Annotated in this window: 23 protein-coding genes; 7 read left to right on the forward strand and 16 right to left on the reverse strand. The window is 67.0% G+C overall.

Features of this window, described 5'->3' with window-relative positions; translation table 11 throughout:
• Window positions 1-1074 (reverse strand): serine hydrolase domain-containing protein, encoded by a 1074-nt coding sequence (locus tag P7B02_RS12115; protein ID WP_277786595.1) that lies wholly within the window; start codon window positions 1072-1074, stop codon window positions 1-3.
• 74 nt (window positions 1075-1148) lie between these two features.
• Window positions 1149-1898: a helix-turn-helix transcriptional regulator gene (locus P7B02_RS12120; protein ID WP_277786596.1), complete on the reverse strand. Its 750-nt coding sequence runs from the start codon at window positions 1896-1898 to the stop codon at window positions 1149-1151.
• A 201-nt stretch (window positions 1899-2099) separates the two neighbouring features.
• Between P7B02_RS12120 and P7B02_RS12125 the strand changes: the two genes are divergently transcribed.
• A complete protein-coding gene (locus P7B02_RS12125; protein ID WP_277786597.1) occupies window positions 2100-2546 on the forward strand; it encodes a carboxymuconolactone decarboxylase family protein in 447 nt (148 codons plus the stop codon).
• A 46-nt stretch (window positions 2547-2592) separates the two neighbouring features.
• On the opposite strand, the gene rodA is transcribed toward P7B02_RS12125, so the two are convergent.
• From rodA to P7B02_RS12170, 9 genes are all read right to left on the reverse strand, one after another.
• Entirely contained in the window at window positions 2593-3747 is a 1155-nt protein-coding gene (rodA, locus tag P7B02_RS12130) for a rod shape-determining protein RodA (RefSeq protein WP_277786598.1), read from the reverse strand.
• Window positions 3744-5756: a penicillin-binding protein 2 gene (mrdA, locus tag P7B02_RS12135; protein ID WP_277786599.1), complete on the reverse strand. Its 2013-nt coding sequence runs from the start codon at window positions 5754-5756 to the stop codon at window positions 3744-3746. The genes rodA and mrdA overlap by 4 nt, the downstream gene beginning before the upstream one ends.
• A complete protein-coding gene (locus tag P7B02_RS12140; RefSeq protein WP_277786600.1) occupies window positions 5756-6268 on the reverse strand; it encodes a hypothetical protein in 513 nt (170 codons plus the stop codon). Before P7B02_RS12140 ends, mrdA begins: the two co-directional genes overlap by 1 nt.
• Window positions 6265-7344, reverse strand: a complete 1080-nt coding sequence (gene mreC, locus P7B02_RS12145; RefSeq protein WP_277786601.1) for a rod shape-determining protein MreC — start codon at window positions 7342-7344, stop codon at window positions 6265-6267. The genes P7B02_RS12140 and mreC overlap by 4 nt, the downstream gene beginning before the upstream one ends.
• Window positions 7345-7435: 91 nt before the next feature.
• Window positions 7436-8479, reverse strand: coding sequence for a rod shape-determining protein (locus tag P7B02_RS12150; RefSeq protein ID WP_269716901.1), 1044 nt, complete (start codon window positions 8477-8479; stop codon window positions 7436-7438).
• Between the two features lie 185 nt (window positions 8480-8664).
• Window positions 8665-9546 (reverse strand): DMT family transporter, encoded by an 882-nt coding sequence (locus P7B02_RS12155; protein ID WP_277786602.1) that lies wholly within the window; start codon window positions 9544-9546, stop codon window positions 8665-8667.
• Between the two features lie 41 nt (window positions 9547-9587).
• The gene (locus P7B02_RS12160) at window positions 9588-11156 is read right to left on the reverse strand and encodes a 2-isopropylmalate synthase (protein WP_277786603.1); all 1569 of its coding nucleotides are present in this window, start codon (window positions 11154-11156) and stop codon (window positions 9588-9590) included.
• A 269-nt stretch (window positions 11157-11425) separates the two neighbouring features.
• Window positions 11426-12127, reverse strand: coding sequence for a TVP38/TMEM64 family protein (locus P7B02_RS12165; protein ID WP_277786604.1), 702 nt, complete (start codon window positions 12125-12127; stop codon window positions 11426-11428).
• 42 nt (window positions 12128-12169) lie between these two features.
• On the reverse strand, window positions 12170-12595 hold the full coding sequence (locus tag P7B02_RS12170) for a hypothetical protein (RefSeq protein WP_277786605.1): 426 nt from the start codon (window positions 12593-12595) through the stop codon (window positions 12170-12172).
• Window positions 12596-12724: 129 nt separating this feature from the next.
• Between P7B02_RS12170 and P7B02_RS12175 the strand changes: the two genes are divergently transcribed.
• A complete protein-coding gene (locus tag P7B02_RS12175; protein WP_277786606.1) occupies window positions 12725-13927 on the forward strand; it encodes a pyridoxal phosphate-dependent aminotransferase in 1203 nt (400 codons plus the stop codon).
• 49 nt (window positions 13928-13976) lie between these two features.
• On the opposite strand, the gene P7B02_RS12180 is transcribed toward P7B02_RS12175, so the two are convergent.
• Complete coding sequence (locus P7B02_RS12180) at window positions 13977-14219, reverse strand: DUF2171 domain-containing protein (RefSeq protein ID WP_277786607.1); 243 nt, start codon at window positions 14217-14219, stop codon at window positions 13977-13979.
• A 115-nt stretch (window positions 14220-14334) separates the two neighbouring features.
• Here P7B02_RS12180 and P7B02_RS12185 point away from each other — a divergent pair, with 115 nt between their 5' ends.
• Together P7B02_RS12185 and P7B02_RS12190 are read left to right on the forward strand one after the other, a co-directional pair.
• A complete protein-coding gene (locus P7B02_RS12185; protein ID WP_277786608.1) occupies window positions 14335-15195 on the forward strand; it encodes a DUF6807 family protein in 861 nt (286 codons plus the stop codon).
• Window positions 15195-15374, forward strand: a complete 180-nt coding sequence (locus P7B02_RS12190) for a DUF4169 family protein (RefSeq protein ID WP_277786609.1) — start codon at window positions 15195-15197, stop codon at window positions 15372-15374. The genes P7B02_RS12185 and P7B02_RS12190 overlap by 1 nt, the downstream gene beginning before the upstream one ends.
• On the opposite strand, the gene P7B02_RS12195 is transcribed toward P7B02_RS12190, so the two are convergent.
• Window positions 15371-16150: a Coq4 family protein gene (locus P7B02_RS12195; RefSeq protein ID WP_277786610.1), complete on the reverse strand. Its 780-nt coding sequence runs from the start codon at window positions 16148-16150 to the stop codon at window positions 15371-15373. The genes P7B02_RS12190 and P7B02_RS12195 overlap by 4 nt on opposite strands.
• Before the next feature lie 65 nt (window positions 16151-16215).
• On the opposite strand from P7B02_RS12195, the gene P7B02_RS12200 reads away from it, so the two are divergent.
• On the forward strand, window positions 16216-16437 hold the full coding sequence (locus P7B02_RS12200; RefSeq protein WP_277786611.1) for a ribbon-helix-helix domain-containing protein: 222 nt from the start codon (window positions 16216-16218) through the stop codon (window positions 16435-16437).
• On the opposite strand, the gene P7B02_RS12205 is transcribed toward P7B02_RS12200, so the two are convergent.
• Window positions 16415-16618 (reverse strand): hypothetical protein, encoded by a 204-nt coding sequence (locus P7B02_RS12205; RefSeq protein WP_277786612.1) that lies wholly within the window; start codon window positions 16616-16618, stop codon window positions 16415-16417. The genes P7B02_RS12200 and P7B02_RS12205 overlap by 23 nt on opposite strands.
• A gap of 67 nt (window positions 16619-16685) precedes the next feature.
• On the opposite strand from P7B02_RS12205, the gene P7B02_RS12210 reads away from it, so the two are divergent.
• Entirely contained in the window at window positions 16686-19052 is a 2367-nt protein-coding gene (locus P7B02_RS12210) for an ATP-dependent helicase (RefSeq protein WP_277786613.1), read from the forward strand.
• A 181-nt stretch (window positions 19053-19233) separates the two neighbouring features.
• On the opposite strand, the gene P7B02_RS12215 is transcribed toward P7B02_RS12210, so the two are convergent.
• Window positions 19234-19830: an SH3 domain-containing protein gene (locus tag P7B02_RS12215; RefSeq protein ID WP_277786614.1), complete on the reverse strand. Its 597-nt coding sequence runs from the start codon at window positions 19828-19830 to the stop codon at window positions 19234-19236.
• Window positions 19831-19940: 110 nt separating this feature from the next.
• Complete coding sequence (locus P7B02_RS12220) at window positions 19941-21053, reverse strand: anhydro-N-acetylmuramic acid kinase (protein ID WP_277786615.1); 1113 nt, start codon at window positions 21051-21053, stop codon at window positions 19941-19943.
• A 185-nt stretch (window positions 21054-21238) separates the two neighbouring features.
• Between P7B02_RS12220 and tyrS the strand changes: the two genes are divergently transcribed.
• Window positions 21239-22567: a tyrosine--tRNA ligase gene (gene tyrS, locus P7B02_RS12225; protein ID WP_277786616.1), complete on the forward strand. Its 1329-nt coding sequence runs from the start codon at window positions 21239-21241 to the stop codon at window positions 22565-22567.
• The last annotated feature ends 2 nt before the right edge of the window (window positions 22568-22569 follow it).

The raw sequence follows: 22569 nt of genomic DNA on the forward strand, positions 1-22569 counted from the left end.
CTAGCGTTCCAGCGCCGCCAGAACGTGCTCGGTAAGCAGCGTGTCGGTGACGCCATGAGGGTTACGGACGCCGAAGTTCTCGGTCGTGACGACGACGACAGCCTCCAGGTCCGGGAACACCATCACCCGATTGCCGCCGCTGCCGGACATCATCCAGGCCCGATGTGAACCGGCGGCGGTCTTATAGGTCGGCAGCCAGACCAGATAGCCGTAATCGCCCCGCGTTTCGGACACATTCACGTGGGGTTTGGTCATCGACCGCACCCAGGCTTCCGGCAATACTTGGCGACCGTCGCGACGCCCGCCGTCCAGCAGCAACTGGCCCAAGGCCAACAGATCGCGGCTTCGCAGCCCCAGCCCCCCGCCGCTCATGGCGATGCCCGTCGGAGATGCCTGCCAGCGCTCCCCCTCAATGCCGAGAGGACCAAACAACGCGTCGTGGGCAAAGGCCTGCAGCGGCCGCCCGGTCGCCTTCTGCACCACGGCGCCCAGCGTCACCACGCCGGCCGTACAGTAGCTGAACGACCGACCATAGGGCGACGCCTCCGGTTTGGGGGTCCATTCGGGGAAGCCCTTGATCGGCAGGTCCAGGGCGAACCTGGCCCAGTCCTCGATCAGGTACATCCGCTCCTCATTGCCCCGCGAGAATGAGTTGTTGTCATCACACTCCAGCAGCGAACTCATCGTCAGGAAGTCCTCGACGGTGATGCGCGCCTTGCGCGGGTCTGGGTTCTCGAATGGCCGACGGCCGCTGACGAAGGGGGCGACCGGCGTCTCGACACTCTTCAGATCGCCCCGCGTTATGGCCGCGCCGACCAGCATCGCCGTTACGGTCTTGGTCACCGAACGGGTGTTGCGCCGCGCCTCCGCTCCGCCTTCGTCGAAATAGGCTTCGTGGACCAGTTGCCCACGACGAGAGACAAGGACGCTGGTGATCTTCTGGAACTTGCCGGCGCGAACCGCCTCATCCATCGCCGCCCAGCTTTCAGTGGCCGAAGCTCCAGCGGCAGGCTGGGCGATGACCGGTGTGGAGACGGCAACGACGGCCACGACGGCGGCCAGCAGATTACGCATTTCAAAGTTCCCCGACGAAACAGGAGCCTTCAATGCCGCTCCGACGTCCAGCCGTCTTGAACAGGTGAAACCGTCTAGACGAATGCGGCCCGGTAACGCGCGGGCGTCAGACCATAGACAGCCCCGAACTCCCGCGTCAGATGGCTCTGGTCGGCATAGCCCGCACGATCAGCCGTCTCAGCCAGATCAACGCCGCGCGCGACAAACACGGCGGCTTGGTCCGCCCGGGCGATGCGGATGGCGGTGGCCGGGGAACGGCCGAAGTGGCGACGATACCGGCGAGCGAGGCTGACGGGATGAACCCCGACCTCGCGAGCCACCTCCCGCACCTCAAGCCCGGGCTGAACGCAGAGGTCCCAAATCATCTGATCGGCCCGCAAGAGCCAGTCCGGCGCTGGATCTTCATCCAGCTCTCCGGCGCTCAGGACGGCCGAGGCCATATCGAGAACCAGCCCCTCCACCGCGACCTCGTCACCCGCCGATAACCGCGCCAGGCGACCGACGAGGCGGCGGGCCGCTGTCCCGGCGCAACTATCCCTCAGCCGCAGCGGATCGCCCTGCGCCGCCCCCTTAGGCGGCATGAAACTGACAGACAGAAAACGACCGCCCGGCTTCTCGAAGGAGTCGCGGTGCTCCACGCCCGGAGGGTTCCACAGCAGGGCGCCCGGCCCAAATGACGCGTCGCGTGGGCTTTGCGGATCGTGCGCCAGGCTGCGGTAGCCGCCGTCCAGAGCCAGAACGAAGTGAGCGTCCTCATGGACGTGAGTGGGAACGCCTTCCGGCGGCAGGCTCGCCCGCCACAGTCCCACCTTGAAACCGGCCACATCTGTCGCGCGGGACCGATCGCCCAAAAACGCGCCGGGGAGGAAGGACATGGCAGCCATGACGTCAGACTAGGCGGGCAATTACGACCAAGCCATGGCGCCGCTTGCGGGACCATAAACTTCACCGTCCATGTCACATCCGCGATCCACGCCTCGTCTTCGTGTCGGAAGTTCAATCACACAAAGACAGGATCCAAACCCATGACACGCCTGACCTGGTATGAAGTCGCTCCGGAAGGCGCCAAGGCGCTGTTCGGCGTCCATCATTATGTCACGAAGAACACCAGCCTCCCTGAGGAGCTGGTCCATCTGGTTTTCCTCCGGGTGTCCCAGATCAATGGCTGCGCCTACTGCATCGACACGCACAGCCGCGACCTCCTGAAGACCATGTCCATCGACAAGGTCCTGCTCGTGCCGGTGTGGGATGAGGTTCCGCACCTCTTCTCGGACCAAGAACGCGCCGCTCTGGCCTGGGCCGAGGAGGTCACCCGTCTCAGCGAGACCCACGCTTCGGATGAAGCCTATGCGGCGGCGTCGGCGGCGTTCGACCCGAAGACGCTCGTGGAGCTGACCATCACCATCGCCGCCATGAACGCCTTCAACCGATTGGGAGCGCCGTTCCGCCTCCCGGTGTCCGCCAAGGCCTAGCTCAGGATAGGCGGGGTGCGCTCACCGCCCATCCCGCCCCTTACGCCTAGAGCAGCGTGCCCTTGCCGCTGGTCACTTCGGTGTAGCGATGCACGCGCGCCGCCAGGACCAGGCCAAAGCCGATCATCATGGTCAGCATCACGGTGCCGCCGTAGGACAGCATCGCCATGGGCACGCCCACAACGGGCGCCATGCCCATCACCATCGCCCCGTTGATCAGCACATAGAGTGCGAAGGTCGCCGTGACCCCCGCAGCACCCAGACGGCCGAAGTGGCTATGGGTGATCGAGGCCATGCGCAGGGCCATGAAGATCACCGCCCCGTACAGGAACAGCACCGAGACACAGCCCACGAAGCCGAACTCTTCAGCCAGGGTCGCGAAGATGAAGTCGGTGTGCTTCTCCGGCAGGAAGTTGAGCTGACTCTGCGAACCCAGGCCGAAGCCCTTGCCCAGCGGCCCGCCGGACCCGAGCGCGATCTTTGACTGCAGGATGTGATAGCCCGAACCCGACGGATCGTTCTCCGGGTCGAGGAAGGTCAGCACCCGTTTGCGCTGATAGTCGTGCAGCACGAACATCACGAATGGCGGAATGGCCAGGCCGACCGCTAGAGCCGCCCCGCCGATCAGCTTCCACGACAGGCCCGCCAGCACCATGATCGCGCCGCCCGTGGCGGCGATCAGCACGGCGGTGCCGAGGTCCGGCTGGTGCGCCACCAGCAGCACCGGCACGCCCACCATGGCCGCCGGGATCAGCAGCCACCAGGACATCCGGGCGCTGTCGCCCGACATGCCGTGATAGAACCGCGCCAAACCCAGCACGACCCCGATCTTCATGATCTCCGACGGCTGAAGGCGCACCGGCCCCAATTGCAGCCAGCGTTGGGCGCCGAGCGAGATGTCGCCCATCACCTCCACCGCCAGCAGCAGGATCAGGCCTATGCCGTAGACGGGATATGACAAGGCGAACCAGACCCGCAGGTCGATCATCGCCAGGCAGATCATCAACGCGAAGCAGAAGGCGAAACGCCCCGCCGTCGATAGCGCCCACGGCGTCCAGGACCCGCCGGCGATGGAGAACTGCATCAAGATGCCGGCGCCGGCGATCAGGCACAGCGCCAGGCAGAAGACCCAGTCGATCTCCTTGAACTTGACGATCAGCCGGTCGCGTTCACCCGGCCGGGTCAGGGCGCTCATGGTCATCGGGGCGTCTCCGGCGTGGGAGCAGGCGTCGGCGCAGCAGCCTCGGCCGGCGGCGTCGGGGTCTCGATCGGCGCGTCAGGCGCCACGCCGTCCGCGGTCGTCTCCGGCGTCAGTTCGGGCATGGGCAGCGGACGCTCGATGCGGGCGCGGACCTCGGGATCCTTCAGGAGGGCCACACGCATGACTTCACGGGCGCGGGGGGCGCCGGCGGTGGCGCCGCCCATGCCGCCATGCTGGATGATGACCGACAGCGCGTAGCGTGGATCATCATACGGCGCGAAGGCGACGTACAGGTTGTGGTCCTTGAAGCGCCACGGCACGCCGGTCATCTTTCGCGATCCGGCGCCGTAGGAGCGGACCTGCGCCGTGCCGGTCTTGCCCGCCATCTTCACGTCGCCCAGGCCAAGCTGGCTTTGGCGATAGGCGGTGCCGCCGGTGTCATTGGCCACAGCGGCCATGCCGCCACGCACGATGTTCAGGTGTTCTTGGCTGAACGGCAGGTCCGGCACGTCGTCGCCGTGCGGCCGCTCCACTCCACCCACGGACTTGATAAGCCGAGGATTCAGCGCCTTCTTGCCGTTGGCCAGACGCGCGGTCATCACACACAGCTGCAGAGCGTTGACCGCCAGAGCCCCCTGCCCGATCGCATAGCTGGGCGTCTCGCCCGGATACCAGGTCTGGTTCGCGGGATTGCGCTTGAAGGCGCGCTTCTTCCATTCCCGGTCGGGCACAGTGCCCTTTTTCTGGCCGGGAATGCCGATGTCGAAAGTCTGGCCAAAGCCGAAGGCCCGCGCCACCTGGGCAATCCTGTCCGGCCCGACCCGCAGCGACATCGTATAGAAATAGACGTCGCAGGAGTTCTTGATGGCGTCGTGGACGTTCTGCGAGCCATGGCGGCCCCAGCAGTGGAACGTCCGCCCGCCGAAGAACCAGCCGCCGGAGCAGTGAACCCGTTCCTCCGGATTGATCCCCGCCTCCAGACAGGCCAGCGCCGTCATGGTCTTGAAGGTCGAGCCCGGCGGATAGGTCCCGCTCAGCGCCTTGTCGAGCAGGGGCTTGCGCTCATAGTCCGCCAGCGCCCGGTACTCCGGCCCGGACAGGCCCCGCACGAACCGGTTGGCGTCGAAGCTAGGCGCGGAGACCATGCACAGGATGTCGCCGCTGCGGCAGTCCATCACGACGATGGCGCCGCTCTCGTCCCCCATCACCTCCAGGGCGCGGTTCTGGATGTCCGCGTCCAGGGTGAGGCGAACCTCCTTGCCCGGGATGGAGGGAATGTCCCCCTCCGGATCGGCCCTGACCACGCGGCCACGGGCGTCCACCTCAACCTTGTTGGCGCCCGGCTTGCCCCGGAGCTGAACATCCAGGGCCTTCTCGACCCCCTGCTTGCCGATCCGGAAACCGGGGTGCAGCAGCAGCGGCTCGGGGTTGGGTCCGGCCTCCTTCAGGTCGCGGTCGGAGATTTTGGCCACATAGCCGATCACGTGGGCGAAGGCCCCGCCAAACGGGTAGACCCGCACCTCGCCCATGTCGGCGGTCACGCCCGGCAGCTCCGGCGCGCGCACATTGATGCGGCTGAACTCCTCCCAGGTCATGTCCTCCATGACCGCTACGGGGGCGTTGCGGGGGCTGTTGTTGATGTCGCGGATCACGCGCTTCTGGCGCGCCTCGTCCATCGGCAGCAAAAGCGCCAGCTCCGCGACCGTCTTCTCCACGTCCATTTCCTTGGATCGTGAGACCAGAAGCCGGAAATTAGGGCGGTTGGACGCCAGCGAAACGCCGTTGCGGTCCAGGATCAGGCCACGCGGCGGCGGCGCCAGACGGAAGTTGAACTGGTTGCCGGCCGACAGCTTCTGATACCGCTGCGCCTCGACAAGCTGAAGCTGCGCCAACCGCCCGCCCAGGGTCAGCAAGCCGATTCCGGTCAGGCCGCCCATGAGGAACGCGCGGCGGTGGAAGGTCCCCTGCCGCTCGTTCACCTCCGAGAAGAAGATCGACGGTTCGCCCATCAGCGGAAACGCACGTCCTGGTCTTCAAACCGTTCGATCAGCCAGGCGGCGGCCGGATACAGCGCCACCGTGATCAGGAACTGCCAGAAGATCGACAGCGGCCCAGGACGGCCAAGCTCGCCGAACACCATGAAGACGTAGCCCACGGCCATGGCCAGGGCGATGCAGCCGACGTACCAGGCGAACATCATCAGCTCGCTCTGGCCGCTGAGAATGTTCCGCAGGGCGATCACCACGCCATAGACGATGAGCAGCGCGAGAGCCCACAGGCCGATCGGGCCGCCCCAGAAACCGTCGAAGAACAGGCCCAGGATCAGCAGGGCGAACGGCGCCAGCACCGAGGGGCGGATCACCCCCCAGGCGAAGGCGGGAACCAGAGCCCACATGGGCTCCGGCATCTGGAAACCGAAGGCGCGCGCCGGCATGGCGAACAGGATCGCGGCGACGATGCAGATCAGCATCGGCACGGCCAGCCATTGGACAGGATTGAGCCCGGCGGCCGCGCGCCTCACTGCGGCGTCCCCGGGGTCGTCGCGGGGGCCGCCGGCTGCGGGGCCGGAGGCCGGGGCGCGGCGGGTGCTGGGGCCGGTTGAGCAGGCGCCGGCGTCACGGTCGCCGGCGGCGTCGTTCCGCCCGCGGGCGGCGGCGGGGTGTTGCCCAGGATGCTCTGCTGCTTGAACGCTTCAGGATCTTCCGTCTTGGGCGTCGGCAGTTGTGTGGTCGACAGCGACTTCTGGTCCGCCAGCTGGCCGAAATCCCGGAACAGCAGGATGCGGACATAGTCGATCGGCGTGGAGTCCGCGAACAGGGCCACGCGCCAGGCGCCGTCCAGCCCCTTCACCGCCACGCCCACGGGCAGACCGCGCGGCAGCACGCCGCCGTCGCCGGAGGTGACGATGCGGTCCCCCTCCTTCACCGGGTCGCGGCCGCGCAAATACTCCAGGCGCGGATTGGGTCCGCCGTCACCGGTCAGGATCGAGCGGGCGTTGGTGCGGTCGATCATGACCGGGGTGCGCGAGGTCGTGTCGGTCAGCAGCAGCACGCGGCTGACATTAGCCCCCACCCCGACAACCCGGCCTATCAGGCCGTGCTCGCTCATCACCGGGTTGCCGCTGATGACGCCCTTGTCGCCGCCGGCGTCAGCCAGACGGGTGTTGGCGAAAGGACCACGGCTGTCGCTGATCACCCGCGCCGCCACCATGGGGATCGGCGGATCGGTGCGCAGACCCATCAGGGTGCGGTAGCGTTCGTTGATGTCGCGCTGGGCCAGGGCCACGTCGCGCCACTGGCGCATCTCGACCAGCTCGGCCTTCAGCTTGCGGTTGTCTGAGACGGCGAAGAAGTAATCTCCGACCCAATCGACGACCGAGCGGGTCCAGCGGCCAGGCGCGGCCACGGCCCCGCTGACCGGCGCGGCCACGGTGTCCACGGCCTGGCGGGTCACGCCATAGGCCTGGTTCTGCAGGGTCTCGCGGCGGTCATTCACCAGCAAGGCGACGGCGACAATGCCGGCCACGATCAAGGCCACCGCCGCCGTCCAGGTCAGCGGGACCTTCAACTCGCCAAACTGACCTTCTTTCAAGGCCACTTTATGGGGTCTCCCGGCGCCCCCGCGCCCGACTCAGGTGTCGCCCCAGTCTAGCCCGCATTGCGGACGAAACGCAGGGGCGTCACGGCGTTTAAGCGAGCGTGGATTCCAGGACGCCCTTCATCCACTTGGGATGCTCGAGCACCTTGCCGCAGCCGAGGGCCACGCAGGACAGCGGGTCGTCGGCCACGGTCACCGGCAGGCCGGTGTGGTCACGGATTTCAGCGTCCAGACCGCGCAGCAGCGCGCCGCCGCCGGTGAGCATGATGCCCTTGTCGGCGATGTCGCTGGCCAGTTCCGGCGGCGTGGCTTCCAAAGCCACCTTCACGGCTTCGACGATCTGGCCGACCGGCTCCGACAGTGCGTCGGCGGCCTGCTTTTCGCTGATGCGCACTTCGCGGGGCACGCCCTGCATCAGGTCGCGGCCCTTCACGTCGATCGACAGGCCTTCGCCGTCGGCCGGCGCGCGGGCGGTGCCGATCTCCTTCTTGATCCGCTCAGCCGTGGTCTCGCCGATCAGAAGGTTATGGTGGCGGCGCATGTAGCTGATGATCGCCTCGTCCATCTTGTCGCCGCCCACGCGGACGGAACGCGAATAGACGATGCCCGACAGGGACAGAACGGCCACTTCGGTGGTGCCGCCGCCGATGTCGACGACCATCGAACCGGTAGGCTCATGGATCGGCAGGCCGGCGCCGATGGCGGCGGCCATCGGCTCGTCGATGAGGCCGACGCGGCGGGCGCCGGCGTTCAGGCAGCTGTCGTTGATAGCGCGGCGTTCCACGGCGGTGGCGCCCGACGGCACGCATACGATCACCTTCGGGTTCACAAAGCCCTTTCGGTTGTGAACCTTGCGGATGAAGTACTTGATCATCTCTTCGGCGACTTCGAAGTCGGCGATGACCCCGTCGCGCATCGGACGGATGGCTTCCATGTGGCCGGGCGTGCGGCCCAGCATCTGTTTGGCCTCGATGCCGACCGCGTGGACGGTCTTGCGGCCGCCGACATTGCGCAGAGCCACGACGCTGGGCTCGTTCAGCACGATGCCCTTGCCCTTCTGATAGATGAGGGTGTTGGCGGTGCCGAGGTCGATGGCGATGTCGTTGGAGATCACGCCGAAGAGGGATGAGAACATCGAGGGCCCTGGAACTGGGTTTTTTTGGCGACGGGCGGATTTTTGCTCCACGGACGCCAGGGAGATGCTGCGGAAGCGCAAGCCCCCCGGCCGCGCCATCGCCAGACTCACCCTCAGGCCCGCCGAACTCGCTTCGTTTGCCCTGCTAGTAAGTTGATTTCAAGGCCTATCGCGCGCGCCGTTCATCATCCTGTCGCGGCGAGCACGACGCCCGCCGCCGTCAGGCCGCCCGCCGCCCATTGCAGCAAACTGAGCCGTTCAGCGAACAGGCGTCTTCCAACCAGCGCCGCGATAGGCATCTCGATCACGCCGACCGCCCTCACCGGCCCCACCGGGCTGAGCGCCATGGCCGTGAACCACAGACCCGACGCGGCTGCGCCGCAGAATCCTGCGCCGAGCGATCGCCGCCAGGCTGCGACCACGGCGATCACCGCCGTCCGGTTGGTGGCGAGCAGCCAACCACCCAGACTCACGGTCTGGATCGCCTGCACCACGGCCACGGTTGCGAAGGCCGACAGCACCAGATGGTTCGGATCCAGCGCCAGCGCCCCCTGACGGAAGAAGTTGGCGCTCAGCGCGAACATCGCCCCGGAGCCTAGCCCGAACAGCACCGCGCCACGCTGCATATGCACAGCGCCGCCTCGCGGCCAGGACAGCGCGGTCAGGCCAAGCGTGGCGATCCCGCCGCCCAGCCAGACCAGGGGCCCCACGTGATCCCCGAAAAACAGAACACCCCAGACCAGGGCGAACGGCAGGCCGCTTTGCTGCATGGCCGTGCCCAGCGCGAAGGACGACCTCTGCATGGCCGTCAACATCGAGGCCGTGGCGGCCATCTGCAGCCCCGCCCCCGCCAGACAGGCCAAGAAGAACGCTGCTGACGGATGAAATCGCGCCCCAGGCGTCGCCAGCCAGAGAATGCCGACGAACAACAGCGCGAACGGCAGGCCGAACAGGAACCTCACCAGGGTCGCGCCCCAGGGCCCCGCCCCGGTCATGACCGAGCGTTGCGCGGCGTTGCGGGCGACCTGAAGGGTCGCCGCGCCGATGGTCACGGGAATCCAGAGCATGGGATGCGGGGCTTAGCCTGCGCCGGATGGCGCGGCCAGGACTAGAAGCCGCTGGCGATGGCCGTTTCCGGCCGTGCCTTCTCCCGACGCGCGAACAGGTTGTTGAGCGCGTTCACATACGCCTTGGCCGAAGCCGTCAGGGTGTCGGTGTCGGCGGCCTGGCCGGTGGCGATACGGCCGTCTTCTTCCAGACGCACCGAGACCTGGGCCTGGGCGTCCGTGCCCTCGGTCACCGCATGCACCTGGAACAGACGCAGAGCGGCGCTGTGCGGCACGATCTCGTGGATGGCGTTGAACACCGCGTCCACCGGGCCGTCGCCGGTCGCCTCGGCGGTCTTGACCTCGCCGTCCACGTCCAGGGTCAGCTCGGCCGACTGGCCGTCGGTGCCGGCCACGACGCGCAGGCGCTCGACCTTGATCTTCTCCGAGCCACGCGCCAGCGCGTCATCCACCAGGGCGACGATGTCGTCGTCGAAGACGTGCTTCTTCTTGTCGGCCAGCTCCTTGAAGCGGGTGAAGGCGTCGTTCAGGGCGTTCTGACCCAGCTCGTAGCCCAGGGCCTTCAGCTTCTCGCGGAAAGCGTGGCGGCCCGAGTGCTTGCCCATCACCAGGTTGGTGGCGCCCTGGCCCACGTCCTCGGGACGCATGATCTCGTAGGTCTCGGCGTTCTTCAGCATCCCGTCCTGGTGGATGCCGCTCTCGTGGGCGAAAGCGTTCTTGCCGACAATGGCCTTGTTGAACTGCACCGGGAAGCCGGTGATGGCCGAGACATAGCGGCTGGCGCGGGTGATATGCACCGCGTCGATCTTGGTCTGGTAAGGCAGGGTCTGGCCGCGCACTTTCAGCGCCATGACCACCTCTTCCAGGGCGGTGTTGCCGGCGCGCTCGCCGATGCCGTTGATGGCGCACTCGATCTGGCGAGCGCCCCCGTCCAGGGCCGCCAGGCTGTTCGCCGTCGCCAGGCCCAGGTCGTTATGGCAGTGGGCGGAGAAGATCACCGCGTCAGCGCCGGGCACGTTCTCGATCAGGTCGCGGAAGATCGCGCCGTACTCGTCCGGATAGGTGTAGCCGACAGTGTCGGGGATGTTGATCGTGGTCGCCCCGGCCTTGATCGCCGCCTCGACGCAGCGGCGCAGCACGTCGCGCTCGGTGCGGGTGGCGTCCTGGGCCGACCATTCCACGTCGCCGCACAGGTTGCGGGCCATGGTCACCGACTTGGTGGTGGCGTCGATCACGTCCTCGATGGACATGCGCAGGATGTGGTCGCGGTGCTGCGGGCTGGTGGACAGGAAGGTGTGGATGCGGCCGCGCTTGGCCGGGCGGATCGCCTCGGCGCAGCGTTCGATGTCGGCGGCGGCGGCGCGCGCCAGGCCGGCGATGATGCTCTCGGTGACGACCTTGGAGACTTCGCGGGTGGCTTCGAAGTCGCCGTTGGAGGCGATGGGGAAGCCGGCCTCGATCACATCGACGCCCATCTCCTCCATGATCTTCGCCAGCTCCAGCTTCTCCTCCAGAGACATGGACGCGCCGGGCGACTGCTCGCCGTCACGCATGGTGGTGTCGAAGATGATGACGTGGTCGCGCTTGGCGCTGGATACGGAGGCGGTCATGGAAGAAGTCTTTCGCGGGATCGGCTGGCTGGGTCAGTTACTGGGAACGCCCCTGAGCGGCCGGCCGCGAAGATAAGCGCGGCTAAACGGCGGCCCAGGGGCGGCTAAGCCCCAGCGCAAGAAGCAGCAGGTTGTCGCGGTTGCGGCGCATGGGCCCTCTCTACCGATTCAGCGGGTCGCGCGCAATAGAAATGCGCGAAATAGGGCTGTCGGCCGCCATCTCGGCAAGATCGTTCCCCAAATCCTCGCGGGAGAGATCTGCAGCGCGCCTATTCCTGCTCGCGCTTCTTCAGCCAGTTGCGGGCGACCCAGCCCAGACCGATCCACAGAGCCGCCACGCCGACCAGCAGCCCCACATGGCCCATGCCGCCGCCCTTCATCGCCTGGACGATGGAATTGCCGGCGAAGGCGGTCAGAGCGATCTTCGGGATGATCCCGATCGCCGTGCCCGCGGCGAAGTGCCAGAACTTCATGGGCGTCACGCCCGCCGCCATATTGACGACGATGAACGGCGCCGACGGCACCAGGCGGACGATCAGGCTGGCGCTGAAGCCGTTGCGTCCGATCAGGCGCATGAAGCTCTTCACCCCGTCGCCCGGAATGTCACGCAACAGCCGCCCGCCGAAAGCCCGCCCTAGCCAGAATCCCACCACCGAGCTGACCAGCGTGCCAATCCAGCTGTAGGCGAACCCGGTCCAGGCTCCGAAAGCCACCACCGCCGCCGCGATCAGCACGAACTGGGGCACGCCCAGGAACGCCAGGGCCGCGAAGGCGAACACCGCAACCGGCAGACCCCAGATGCCATGAGCCGATCCCAGCCAGCGCTCGACCGTCGCCTCGCCGGAGAAGCCCAGGACCGACGCCCCGAACAGGAACACCACCCCCACCCCGCCGAACAGGACGAAGGACACCGCCAACGCCCGCCAGGCGCGGGCGTCCATGTTCATGACGAAATCGATCAGGCGACGCATGGGCATGGCCTCGCCGATCCGTCCGGGCGGGTCAAGCCGGCTCTACCGTCCGCAATAGATAAGGTCAGCCTTCCAGTCGAACGGCCCGCCCTCGACCGTCATGCGCTCTGTGACCTCCGTGAACCGAAGGCGGAGTCGGCCGTCAGCCGTTTGCCCCTCCGCCAGGCAGGAAGCATCGACATCGTAGCCGCCGGCCGCCTCGCGCACGTCCTTGAAGGTGCAGGACACCTCGCCGGGCGTGGAGACGCTGCGATCCTGGAACCGCCACGCCGCGTGACCGCAGGCCGTCTCGGCCGCCGCCCATCGGCCGACATAGCGCGGCGGCGCCGCGACCGACGGCGCGCGGCTCGGCGCTTGCACCGAAGTCACGGGAGAAGATGTCGCCTGCGAAGCGCCCGCATCCTGGGGCGGGGTGTCGTTGCAGGCGGCCAGCAGGAACGCCGCTCCGATCCATGAAAGATGACGCATGCGATCCTCGCCTTTGACCTCTGTGCAAAAAGAGCCGCGCCTGATGGGGTTCCATTCGTTGCGCCGCAGCACGACCGCGCGTAAAGACCGCCGCAATCCTGAAACCTTCCAGGGGAGCCCTGACCCGCCATGTCCATCGAATCCGCCGCCCTGCGCCGCATCGCGCCCTCGGCCACCATCGCCATCAGCGCCAAGGCGCGGGCGCTGCAAGCCGCCGGCCGCAATGTGATCGCGCTCTCCGCCGGCGAGCCCGACTTCGACACTCCGGACAACATTAAGGCGGCGGCCATCAAGGCCATTCAGGACGGCAAGACCAAATATACCGACCCGGACGGCATGCCCGCGTTGAAGGAGGCGATCTGCGCCAAGTTCGCCCGCGAGAACGGCCTGACCTACAAGCCGAGCCAGGTTCACGTGGCCCCCGGCGGAAAGCCGGTGATCTACAACGCCCTGGTCGCCACCCTGAACCCGGGCGACGAGGTGGTGATCCCCGCCCCGTACTGGGTGTCCTATCCCGACATGGTCCTGCTGGCTGGCGGCACGCCGGTCTCGGTCGAGACCCGCGCCGACAACGGCTTCAAGCTGGAGCCGGCGGCGCTTGAGGCGGCGATCACCCCCAAGACCAAGTGGCTGATCCTGAACTCCCCGTCGAACCCCTCGGGCGGCGCCTACACCAAGGCGGACCTGCAGGCGATCGCTGACGTCCTGCTGCGCCACCCGCAGGTCTGGGTGCTGACCGACGACATGTACGAGCACCTCGTGTTCGACGACTTCGAATTCTTCACCATCGCCCAGGTGGAGCCCAAGCTTTACGACCGCACCCTGACCATGAACGGGGTCTCCAAGGCCTACGCCATGACCGGCTGGCGGATCGGCTACGCCGCCGGCCCCGAGCCGCTGATCAAGGCCATGGCCAAGATGATCAGCCAGACCACCTCCAACCCCTGCTCCATCTCGCAGCACGCGGCGGTCGAAGCGCTGAACGGCCCGCAGGACTTCATCAAGCCGAACCAGAAGCTGTTCCAGGAACGCCGCGATCTGGTCGTCTCGATGCTGAACCAGGCCACCGGCATCCAGTGCGCCACGCCGGAAGGCGCCTTCTACGTCTATCCGTCCTGCGCCGGCCTGCTGGGCAAGACCGCGCCCAGCGGCAAGGTGATCAATTCGGACGAAGACTTCGCTGTCGAGCTTCTGGAAGCGGAAGGCGTGGCCGTGGTCCACGGCGCGGCCTTCGGCCTGTCGCCGTTCTTCCGCATCTCCTACGCAACCTCCAACGAGGTGCTGGAGGACGCGTGCGGGCGCATTCAGCGCTTCTGCGCCTCGGTCCGCTAAACAAAAGGCCCGCCGAAAGGCGGGCCTTCTTTCTTAGGGCGGGAAGCTTCTAGTGCTTCTCGCGCCATTGAGCCTTGGCCTGATCCTGGGTCAGGTTCAGACGAACCTTCTCCTTGGCCTCATCCACATAATCGACCCACGACAGCGGGATCATGTGGTGCTTGAAGCCGGCGCCGAGATCCAGCTTGGCCAGCTCAATCTCCTGGCCGACCACATGGTCGACGCGGCCGACGTGCTTGTCGTCCGAACCGACAACTTCGAAATGTTCGCGGATCTGGGTGGGGGTGATCATCGGATCGTCTCCTCTTGCGGGCCTCGGGGGCGGCCCGTCGGCTGTTCCAACGGCCTGACCGGATTCAGGTTCAATCATCGTTGAACCGAAGCGGCCGAGACGGCATCGTCCCCACATGCGTGCCTTTCTCCCCCTCGCCTTCGCCGCGGCCGTTGTCTCGACCGCTCCCGCCTCCGCCCAGATCGCCGCGACCATGGCGGGCGACGGCGTCACCGTGACCGACGGCGGCAAGCCGGTGCTGTTCTACCGCACCAAGGCCGCCGATCCGGCCGATCCCGGCCGCCTGAACTTCGTCCACCCGCTCTACGCGCCCGACGGCAAGACCGTGCTGACGGAAGAGAAACCCGCCGACCATATCCACCACCGCGGCGTGTTCTGGAGCTGGCACCAGGTGTTGGCGAACGGCGCCTCCGTCGGTGACGGCTGGTTCATGCAGGGGCTGGGCTTCCGCACCACCGACCGCGCCTTCGCTGACGGCGTGCTGACGGTGAAGGTCGACTGGCTGGACGCCAAGGGCGTGGTGATCGCCAATGAGGTCACCAAGGTCGCGCCCCGGAAGCTCGGCCCCGAAGGCGCACGCCGCATCGACTTCGAAACGGTCATCACCCCCGTCGTGGGCGGCTTCGCCCTCGGCGGGAGCGACGATGTGAAGGGTTATGGCGGCTTCTCCATCCGCACCATAAAGCCGGACGCCCTGAGCTTCGTCTCCGACGGCAAGCCGGTGACGCCGACGAACGAGGCGGTGGAGGCCGGCGGCGTCATGGCCCTGGAATGGCCCAAGGAGGCCGCCTACCCCGCCTGGACCATCCACTTCGGCTGCAAGGCCCAGGGCAAGCCGATCACGAGCTGGATTCTGCGCAAGTCGCTGTCGATGCAGAACTGCGTCTTCCCCGGCCGCCAGCCATTCCCGCTCGCCAAGGGTCAGCCGCTGCGCCTCGAGTCTTCCGTGGTGGTCAGCCCGGCGGGAGCTCGCTGATGGCCGAGGTCATCAACTTCAACAAGGCCCGCAAGGCCAAGGCGAAGGAAGCTGGCAAAACGGCGGCGGTGGAGAACCGCGCCCGCTTCGGCCGCACCAAGACCGAGAAATCCCTGGACGAGGCCCGCGCCGAAAAGGCCGAGCGAGCGCTCGATCAGGCGAAGCTCGACAAGGACTAGAGCGCCATCGCAGGCCGGCCCAAGCGGTCGCGTTCCTGCGACGGGATCGCCAGATACAGGTCCGGCGCGTCGATCTTCAGCCGCTTGCGGGCGGCCTCCAGATCTTCCGCGAACAGGGCGTTGTAGTCCTCGCCCGGCAGCCAGGCGGCCTTGCGCCCGTTGCGATAGGCCTGCCAAGCCGCACGTCCGAAAGGGTGGCCGGAGCGCATCTTCATGTACTCCCGCGCCCCGGCGAAAGAGATGAAGCCGAAGCCGAGATTATCCGTCTGGCCATAGGAGAAGGCCACCACGCACACTTCGCCGAAGCCGTCCGTGCCGTAGCCGGTCAGGACGTGCCAGACATCGTGGATGTCACGCACGCGACGCCCGAACCAGGCATAGGGATGGGCCGCGTCCACATCGTTGTCAGGGACTTTGCGGCTCTCATCCGCCAACCCTTCCGCTGACAGGCCGCGCGGCGCGATGAAGTCGCGATAGGCCGCGCCCACCGTCCCGGGGCCGAAGCTGGCCAGCCACGCGTGGTCCGACAGGCGGTCGGCGAACTCTTCGCGCTGATAGGCGATGTAGCCGCCCTTGGGCGTGGACAGCAACCGGCGGTAGCCCCGCGGGATCGTCTTGCCCGACAGGGCGCGCATGATCTCAAAGACCTGCTGGGTGTCTTCCTTGTCAGCGATCAGGCGGCGCATGGCCTGCAGGGCGCGCACCGGCTGCAGGGAGAACCTGCCCGGCGTGGCGCGGCTGGTGGGCCGCCTTGCAAGGTCGGCGGTCATGTCCATAGAACGGGTCTCCACGGGCGCGCGAACCTGACGCGGCCGTCACCCTTTTTCAAGCCGAGGCGCCGTTGGCCGGTCTCTCCAAACGCTCCGTGAACCTGTCCGGTCACGCCACGTCCCTCGCCTTGGAGCCTGAATTCTGGGCGATTTTGGACGAGGCGGCGAAGCAGGAGGAGAGCATGGCCAAGCTCCTGCTGCAGATTGACGCAAGCCGCGGCGACCGCCCTCTAGCGTCCGCCTGCCGGGTCTTTGCGCTCAATCGCGTGCTCACCTCTGCACGGGGCGCGTAGTCTCCGGCGCCTTCTGCGGTTCGGTCATCGGAATAGTGGTCGTCCGGGAGACGGATTTCTTTTCGGTCCCGAAGACCAGCCACAGGGCGACCGCCCCGACGACGATCACGCCGATCATCGCCCACAGCAGCAGCGGCACCTGTCCGCGCTCTTCACCTTGCGGTTCGTCAGGATCAGACATCACACGCCTCCCAATGCCTGAACGACCCAGCCGTAAGCGCGTTCCCGCCCCTTAAGCCGGGCGGCGTTTGTGCTACATATGTTCCATTGAATCAGAGAGTTTTGTTTCCGTGTCCGACCTGCCTGCCGTCCGCATCTCCGACCTCGCCCGCGCCGACGGTCCGCAAGGCTCGTATCTGGACGGCCTTAACACCGAACAGCGCGCCGCCGTCGAGGCGACCGACGGTCCTGTGCTGGTCCTGGCCGGCGCCGGCACGGGCAAGACCCGCGTCCTGACCACCCGCCTCGCCCACATCCTCGCCACCGGCAAGGCGCGCCCGTGGGAGTTGCTGGCGGTTACCTTCACCAACAAGGCCGCGCGCGAGATGCGCGAGCGGATCGGCCACATCATCGGCGGTCAGGCCGCCGACCTGCGCTGGTTGGGGACCTTTCACTCCGTGGCCGCTCAGATTCTACGCCGCCATGCCGAGCTGGTGGGCCTGAAGTCCAACTTCACCATCCTGGACACCGACGACCAGGAACGCGTGATCAAGCAGGTGCTCGAAGCCCAGAACATCGACCCAAAACGCTGGACGCCCAAGGCGCTCGCCGGCCTGATCGATCACTGGAAAAACCGCGGCTGGACGCCGGACAAGCTGCCTCCGGGCGAGGCCGAGCACTTCGCCAACGGCAAGGGCGGAACCTGCTACCGCATGTACCAGGACCGCCTGCGCACGCTGAACGCCTGCGACTTCGGCGATCTGCTGCTGCACAACCTTACCCTGTTCATGAACCACCCGGACGTGCTGGAGGACTACCACCAGCGCTTCAAATACATTCTGGTGGACGAGTATCAGGACACCAACGTCGCCCAATACCTGTGGCTGCGCCTGCTCGCCCAGAAGCGCCAGAATGTCTGCTGCGTGGGCGACGACGACCAGTCGATCTACGGCTGGCGCGGCGCGGAGGTGGACAACATCCTGCGCTTCGAGCGGGACTTCCCCGGCGCCAAGGTCGTCAAGCTTGAACGCAACTACCGCTCCACCAGCCACATCCTGGCCGCCGCCTCCGGCCTGATCGCCGCCAACAAGGGCCGCCTGGGCAAGACCCTGTGGACCGAGGGCGAGGACGGCGAGAAGGTCCGCGTCGCCGGCGTCTGGGACGGCGAGGCCGAAAGCCGCCTCGTGGCCGACGAGATCGAGCGTTGGAAGAAAAGCGGCCGCAAGTACAAGGACGTCGCCATCCTGGTGCGCGCCTCCTTCCAGATGCGCAGCTTCGAAGAGCGCTTCGTCCTGCTGCAGATCCCCTACACCGTCATCGGCGGCCCCCGCTTCTTCGAGCGGGCCGAAATCCGTGACGCGCACGCCTATCTGCGCCTGATCAATTCGGAAGACGACGATCTGGCCTTCGAGCGGATCGTCAACGTTCCCAAGCGCGGCATCGGCGACACCACGGTCCAGAAGCTGCTGGCCGTGGCCCGCAACAACAACATCTCGGCCACCCTCGCCTCGCGCGGCGTCGTCATGACCGACGAACTGGCGGCCAAGACGCGCACCTCGCTGGCCAACTTCATCCGTGACATCGACCGCTGGCGCTCCATGAAGGACAGCCTAGACCACGCCCGCCTCATGGAGACGGTGCTGGAGGAGAGCGGCTACACCGACATGCTGCGCGCCGACAAAGGGCCGACCAGCCAGACCCGCCTCGAGAACTTGAAGGAGTTGGTCCAGTCCATGGCCGCCTTCGACACCCTGGAGGCCTATCTGGAGCACGTCTCCCTGGTCATGGACCTGGATCGCGGCTCCAGCGACGACAACGTCCAGATCATGACCCTGCACTCGGCCAAGGGCCTGGAATTCCCGCTGGTCTTCCTGCCAGGCTGGGAAGAAGGCGTCTTCCCGTCCCAGCGCAGCATGGACGAGAAGGGCGAAAAGGGCCTGGAGGAAGAGCGGCGCCTGGCCTATGTGGGCATCACCCGCGCCCGCGAAGAAGCTCGCATCTCCTTCGCCGCCAACCGTCAGGTCTATGGCCGCTGGACCAGCCAGCTTCCCAGCCGCTTCGTGGACGAACTGCCGCTCGCCAATGTCGAGGCGGGGTCCGAGACCGGCTATTACGGCGGCGGTCCCGGCATGCAGCAGGCGGCCAGCCGCTGGGACGATCAGCCAGCCTTCGACTCCGGCTACACCTCCCCCGGCTGGAAGCGGGCCCAGGACCGCTCGGCCAGCTTCGTCCGCTCAGGCTCCGGCTCGCGGGGCCCGGTGATCGAGGGCGACGGCCGCCTGGTCGCCGTCTCCGATCCGTCGGCTGCCTCCAACGGCTACAAGCGCGGCGACCGCGTCTTCCACGTGAAGTTCGGCTATGGCGCCGTGAAGGGCGTAGAGGGCAACAAGCTCACCGTCTCCTTCGACAAGGCCGGCGAGAAGAAGGTCATCGACAGCTTCGTGGAGAAGGCTTGAGGCCTAGTGTGCTTCGAGACGCGCTGCCGCGCACCTCAGCACGACGAAGGTTGGGTTGGCTTTGAGTCCGTCATCCTGAGGAGCGGCCTTGAGGCCGCGTCTCGAAGGAGGCATTGAAAAAGGCCCGGGCGGCGAACCGTCCGGGCCTCCCTTGTAAATCCATATGTACATATGGATGGGATTAGTAGCTGGCGTAGCGGTAGCCGCCGTTCGCCGGACGGACGTAGTCGGCGTGGACGTAGCCGATGCCGACGCCGTCACGGCCCACCAGGATCCACTCGCCCTCGTTCGCCACAGCCATGGCCTTGAAGGTCTGACCGCGGGTCAGCGAGGTGGTCTTCGCACCGCGGGTGGTCGGGGCGGCCCGGACATTCACCGTCGAGGTGGCGACGAACATCTCGTTCAGACCGTCATAGCGGGCGGGCTGGACGTAGGAGGCCAACTTGTAGCCACCGCTCTTGTACGTGCCGCCGTATTCGTTGGCGGTCCGCTTCTCCTGCATCTTGCAGCCGATGGCCGAACCCGCCGCCGCGCCGCCGACGGCGCCGATGACAGTGCCCGTGCCGCGGTCGTTCTTGGCCAGGTTGCTGCCCAGGACGCCGCCCAGGATCGCGCCGATCAGGGCGCCGCCCTCCTGCTTGCCGCCGGGAGCCTCACAGCCGATGACCGGCTTCAGGTTCGCGGCGCTCGCCATGGTGGGCGCGGCGGTCGTCGCCAGCATGGCGGCGATCGAGGCGGCCGTCACAGCGGCCAGGGTGTTCTTCGTCTTGGCGGTCATGATCAGGTCTCCTCTGGTTTTTGATCAGCCAGTGAGGAGACCCTAGAGCGCTCAAGCTGAACGCCACTGGAGCCTGTCGTTATCTGCGGTTCAGCTTGGTGAAGGACCGTTCACGCACGGGGTGTCACGATCCGCCCGCCGGTCATGGCCGCCTTCACCCCCGTGGTGCCGGGAAAGCTGATCGGCAGCCCCTTGGCCGTGCGCGCCGCCAGATAGGCGAAGGCCTCCGCCTCAATGGAGTCCCCACGCCATCCCAGGTCTTCCGCCGTCCTCACCGGCATGGGCATGACCTTTTCCAGCGCCTTCATCAGCTCCGGATTATGCCGCCCGCCGCCGCAGACGATCAGGGCCTTGGGCTGCACGGCGGCATAGGCCACGCCCTTCGCCGCGCCCGCCGCCGTGAACGCCACCAGGGTCGCGGCCGCATCCTCCAGCCGCAGGGCGGCCACCGGCTCCAGGGAGAAGTCGTAGCGGTCCAGGCTCTTGGGCGGCGCGGCCTCGAAATAAGGATGGGCCAGCATGGCGTTCAGGGCCGCCTCGTCAACCGCCCCGACGCTGGCGTACTTGCCGCCGGCGTCGAACCGCCCCGCCCCGCGCTCCTGCATCAGCAGGTCGATCATCCCGTTGCCCGGTCCGGTGTCGAAGCCCAGCATGGTCCCATCGGCGTCGATCAGAGTGACATTGGCCACCCCGCCAATGTTCAGGATCGCCACCGGCGGCTCCAATCCCCCGGCCCGGGCTCGCGCCAAGTGATAGATCGGGGCCAGCGGCGCCCCCTCCCCGCCCGCCGCTACGTCGGCGGTGCGGAAGTCGAAAGCCACGGGAACACCCGCCCTGTCGGCCAGCGCCTGAGCGTCGCCCAACTGTATCGTCCGCCCGATCCGTTCGGCGGTCGGCCGCTCGTGCAGAACCGTCTGGCCGTGCATGCCGACGAGGTCGAAATCCGCCCAGGTCAGGCCGTGCTCCTCCAGGAAGCTCGATGCGGCGGCGAAATGCTCATCCGCCACCGCCTGCGCCGCTGGGGCGAAGCTTTCCGGCTTCGGCGTCCCGCGCTCCCACTTCAGGGCGTCATGGGTGGCGGCCAGCACCAGATCGCGCGTGGCGTCGCTCAGCTTGCGCTCGCCCGCCGGTCCGAAGGCGCTGATCGCCTCCCCGTCCGTCTCCAGCACCGCCATGTCGACGGCGTCCAGGGACGTGCCCGTCATGAATCCGAGAACCTTCATGCGCCTTGACTGCCATTCCCTGCGGCGGGTAGCTAGCGTCCATGATCGCTCGCCGCGCCCTTTCCGGCCTCTATTACCGCTCGCAGTCCTAGCGAGCGGCTCCGCGATCCTGCCTGCCGCCCAACCGCCGGCGGCATGTCTTCCACACAGCCCGTGTCTCCGGCCTTCAATCCAAGCCCGGACTCATGAAATCCACGACCATCCCCACCCCAGCCGTGCTAAACGCGCGCACCCAGACTGAAGAGAGCACCGCCATGTCCGCCGATCCCGCGTTCAAGTCCGACTTCCTGCAGACCCTGCAGGCGCGGGGCTACATCCACCAGATCACCCATCCGGAGGAGCTGGATGAAGCGGCGGCCAAGGGAACGATCACGGCCTACATCGGCTTCGACGCCACGGCCCCGTCCCTGCACGTGGGCAGCCTGATCCAGATCATGATGCTGCGCCGCCTGCAGCAGGCCGGTCACAAGCCCATCGTCCTGATGGGCGGCGGCACGACCAAGGTGGGCGACCCCACCGGCAAGGACGAAAGCCGCAAGCTGCTGTCCGACGCCGACATCCAGGCGAACATCGCCGGCATCAAGCAGGTGTTCTCGAAGTTCCTGACCTTCGGCGACGGCCCCACCGACGCCGTGATGGTCGACAACGACGAATGGCTGTCGAAGCTGGGCTACATCCAGTTCCTGCGGGACTTCGGCGTCCACTTCACCGTCAACCGCATGCTGGCCTTCGACTCGGTGAAGCTGCGGCTGGAACGCGAACAGCCGATGACCTTCCTTGAGTTCAATTACATGCTCATGCAGGCCACGGACTTCCTGGAGTTGCAGCGCACCCGCGGCTGCGTCTTGCAGATGGGCGGCTCGGACCAGTGGGGCAACATCCTCAACGGGGTGGAGCTGATCCGCCGCGTGGACCAGAAACCGGCCTTCGGCCTGACCACCCCGCTGCTGACCACGGCCTCGGGCGCCAAGATGGGCAAGACCGCCGCCGGCGCCGTGTGGCTGAACGCCGAACAGCTTAGCCCCTACGACTACTGGCAGTTTTGGCGCAACACCGAGGACGCCGACGTCGGCAAGTTCCTGCGCCTGTTCACCGACCTGCCCCTGGACGAGGTCGCGCGGCTTGAGGCCCTGGAAGGCGCCGCCATCAACGACGCCAAGAAGGTGCTCGCCGACGAAGCCACCCGCATGGCCCACGGCGAGGAGGCCGCCAAGACCGCCCGCGACGCGGCCCAGAAGCTGTTCGAGCAAGGCAGCCTCTCCGCCGACCTACCGACCTTCGAAGTCCCGGCCGCGACCCTGGCCGAGGGCGTTCAGCTCGCGGCCCTGTTCACCGACGCCGGCCTGGCCGGCTCGCGCGGCGAAGCGCGCCGCCTGGCCCAGGGCGGCGGCGTGCGCATGAACGACCAAGCCGTCTCCGACGCCAACGTCATGGTGACCGAGGCCGATTTGGTCGACGGCGTCATCAAATTGGCCGCCGGCAAGAAGAAGATCGTTCTGGTGAAGCCGGTCTGAGA

Source organism: Caulobacter segnis (genome assembly GCF_029543125.1).
Classification (GTDB): domain Bacteria; phylum Pseudomonadota; class Alphaproteobacteria; order Caulobacterales; family Caulobacteraceae; genus Caulobacter; species Caulobacter segnis_D.

Coding starts and splice junctions, on each gene's coding strand:
- P7B02_RS12115 (WP_277786595.1), bottom strand. CDS start 1,074: ATGCGTAATCTGCTGGCCGCCGTCGTGGCCGTCGTTGCCGTCTCCACA.
- P7B02_RS12125 (WP_277786597.1), top strand. CDS start 2,100: ATGACACGCCTGACCTGGTATGAAGTCGCTCCGGAAGGCGCCAAGGCG.
- rodA (WP_277786598.1), bottom strand. CDS start 3,747: ATGACCATGAGCGCCCTGACCCGGCCGGGTGAACGCGACCGGCTGATC.
- mrdA (WP_277786599.1), bottom strand. CDS start 5,756: ATGGGCGAACCGTCGATCTTCTTCTCGGAGGTGAACGAGCGGCAGGGG.
- P7B02_RS12150 (WP_269716901.1), bottom strand. CDS start 8,479: ATGTTCTCATCCCTCTTCGGCGTGATCTCCAACGACATCGCCATCGAC.
- P7B02_RS12155 (WP_277786602.1), bottom strand. CDS start 9,546: ATGCTCTGGATTCCCGTGACCATCGGCGCGGCGACCCTTCAGGTCGCC.
- P7B02_RS12160 (WP_277786603.1), bottom strand. CDS start 11,156: ATGACCGCCTCCGTATCCAGCGCCAAGCGCGACCACGTCATCATCTTC.
- P7B02_RS12165 (WP_277786604.1), bottom strand. CDS start 12,127: ATGCGTCGCCTGATCGATTTCGTCATGAACATGGACGCCCGCGCCTGG.
- P7B02_RS12170 (WP_277786605.1), bottom strand. CDS start 12,595: ATGCGTCATCTTTCATGGATCGGAGCGGCGTTCCTGCTGGCCGCCTGC.
- P7B02_RS12175 (WP_277786606.1), top strand. CDS start 12,725: ATGTCCATCGAATCCGCCGCCCTGCGCCGCATCGCGCCCTCGGCCACC.
- P7B02_RS12180 (WP_277786607.1), bottom strand. CDS start 14,219: ATGATCACCCCCACCCAGATCCGCGAACATTTCGAAGTTGTCGGTTCG.
- P7B02_RS12185 (WP_277786608.1), top strand. CDS start 14,335: ATGCGTGCCTTTCTCCCCCTCGCCTTCGCCGCGGCCGTTGTCTCGACC.
- P7B02_RS12190 (WP_277786609.1), top strand. CDS start 15,195: ATGGCCGAGGTCATCAACTTCAACAAGGCCCGCAAGGCCAAGGCGAAG.
- P7B02_RS12195 (WP_277786610.1), bottom strand. CDS start 16,150: ATGGACATGACCGCCGACCTTGCAAGGCGGCCCACCAGCCGCGCCACG.
- P7B02_RS12205 (WP_277786612.1), bottom strand. CDS start 16,618: ATGTCTGATCCTGACGAACCGCAAGGTGAAGAGCGCGGACAGGTGCCG.
- P7B02_RS12215 (WP_277786614.1), bottom strand. CDS start 19,830: ATGACCGCCAAGACGAAGAACACCCTGGCCGCTGTGACGGCCGCCTCG.
- P7B02_RS12220 (WP_277786615.1), bottom strand. CDS start 21,053: ATGAAGGTTCTCGGATTCATGACGGGCACGTCCCTGGACGCCGTCGAC.
- tyrS (WP_277786616.1), top strand. CDS start 21,239: ATGAAATCCACGACCATCCCCACCCCAGCCGTGCTAAACGCGCGCACC.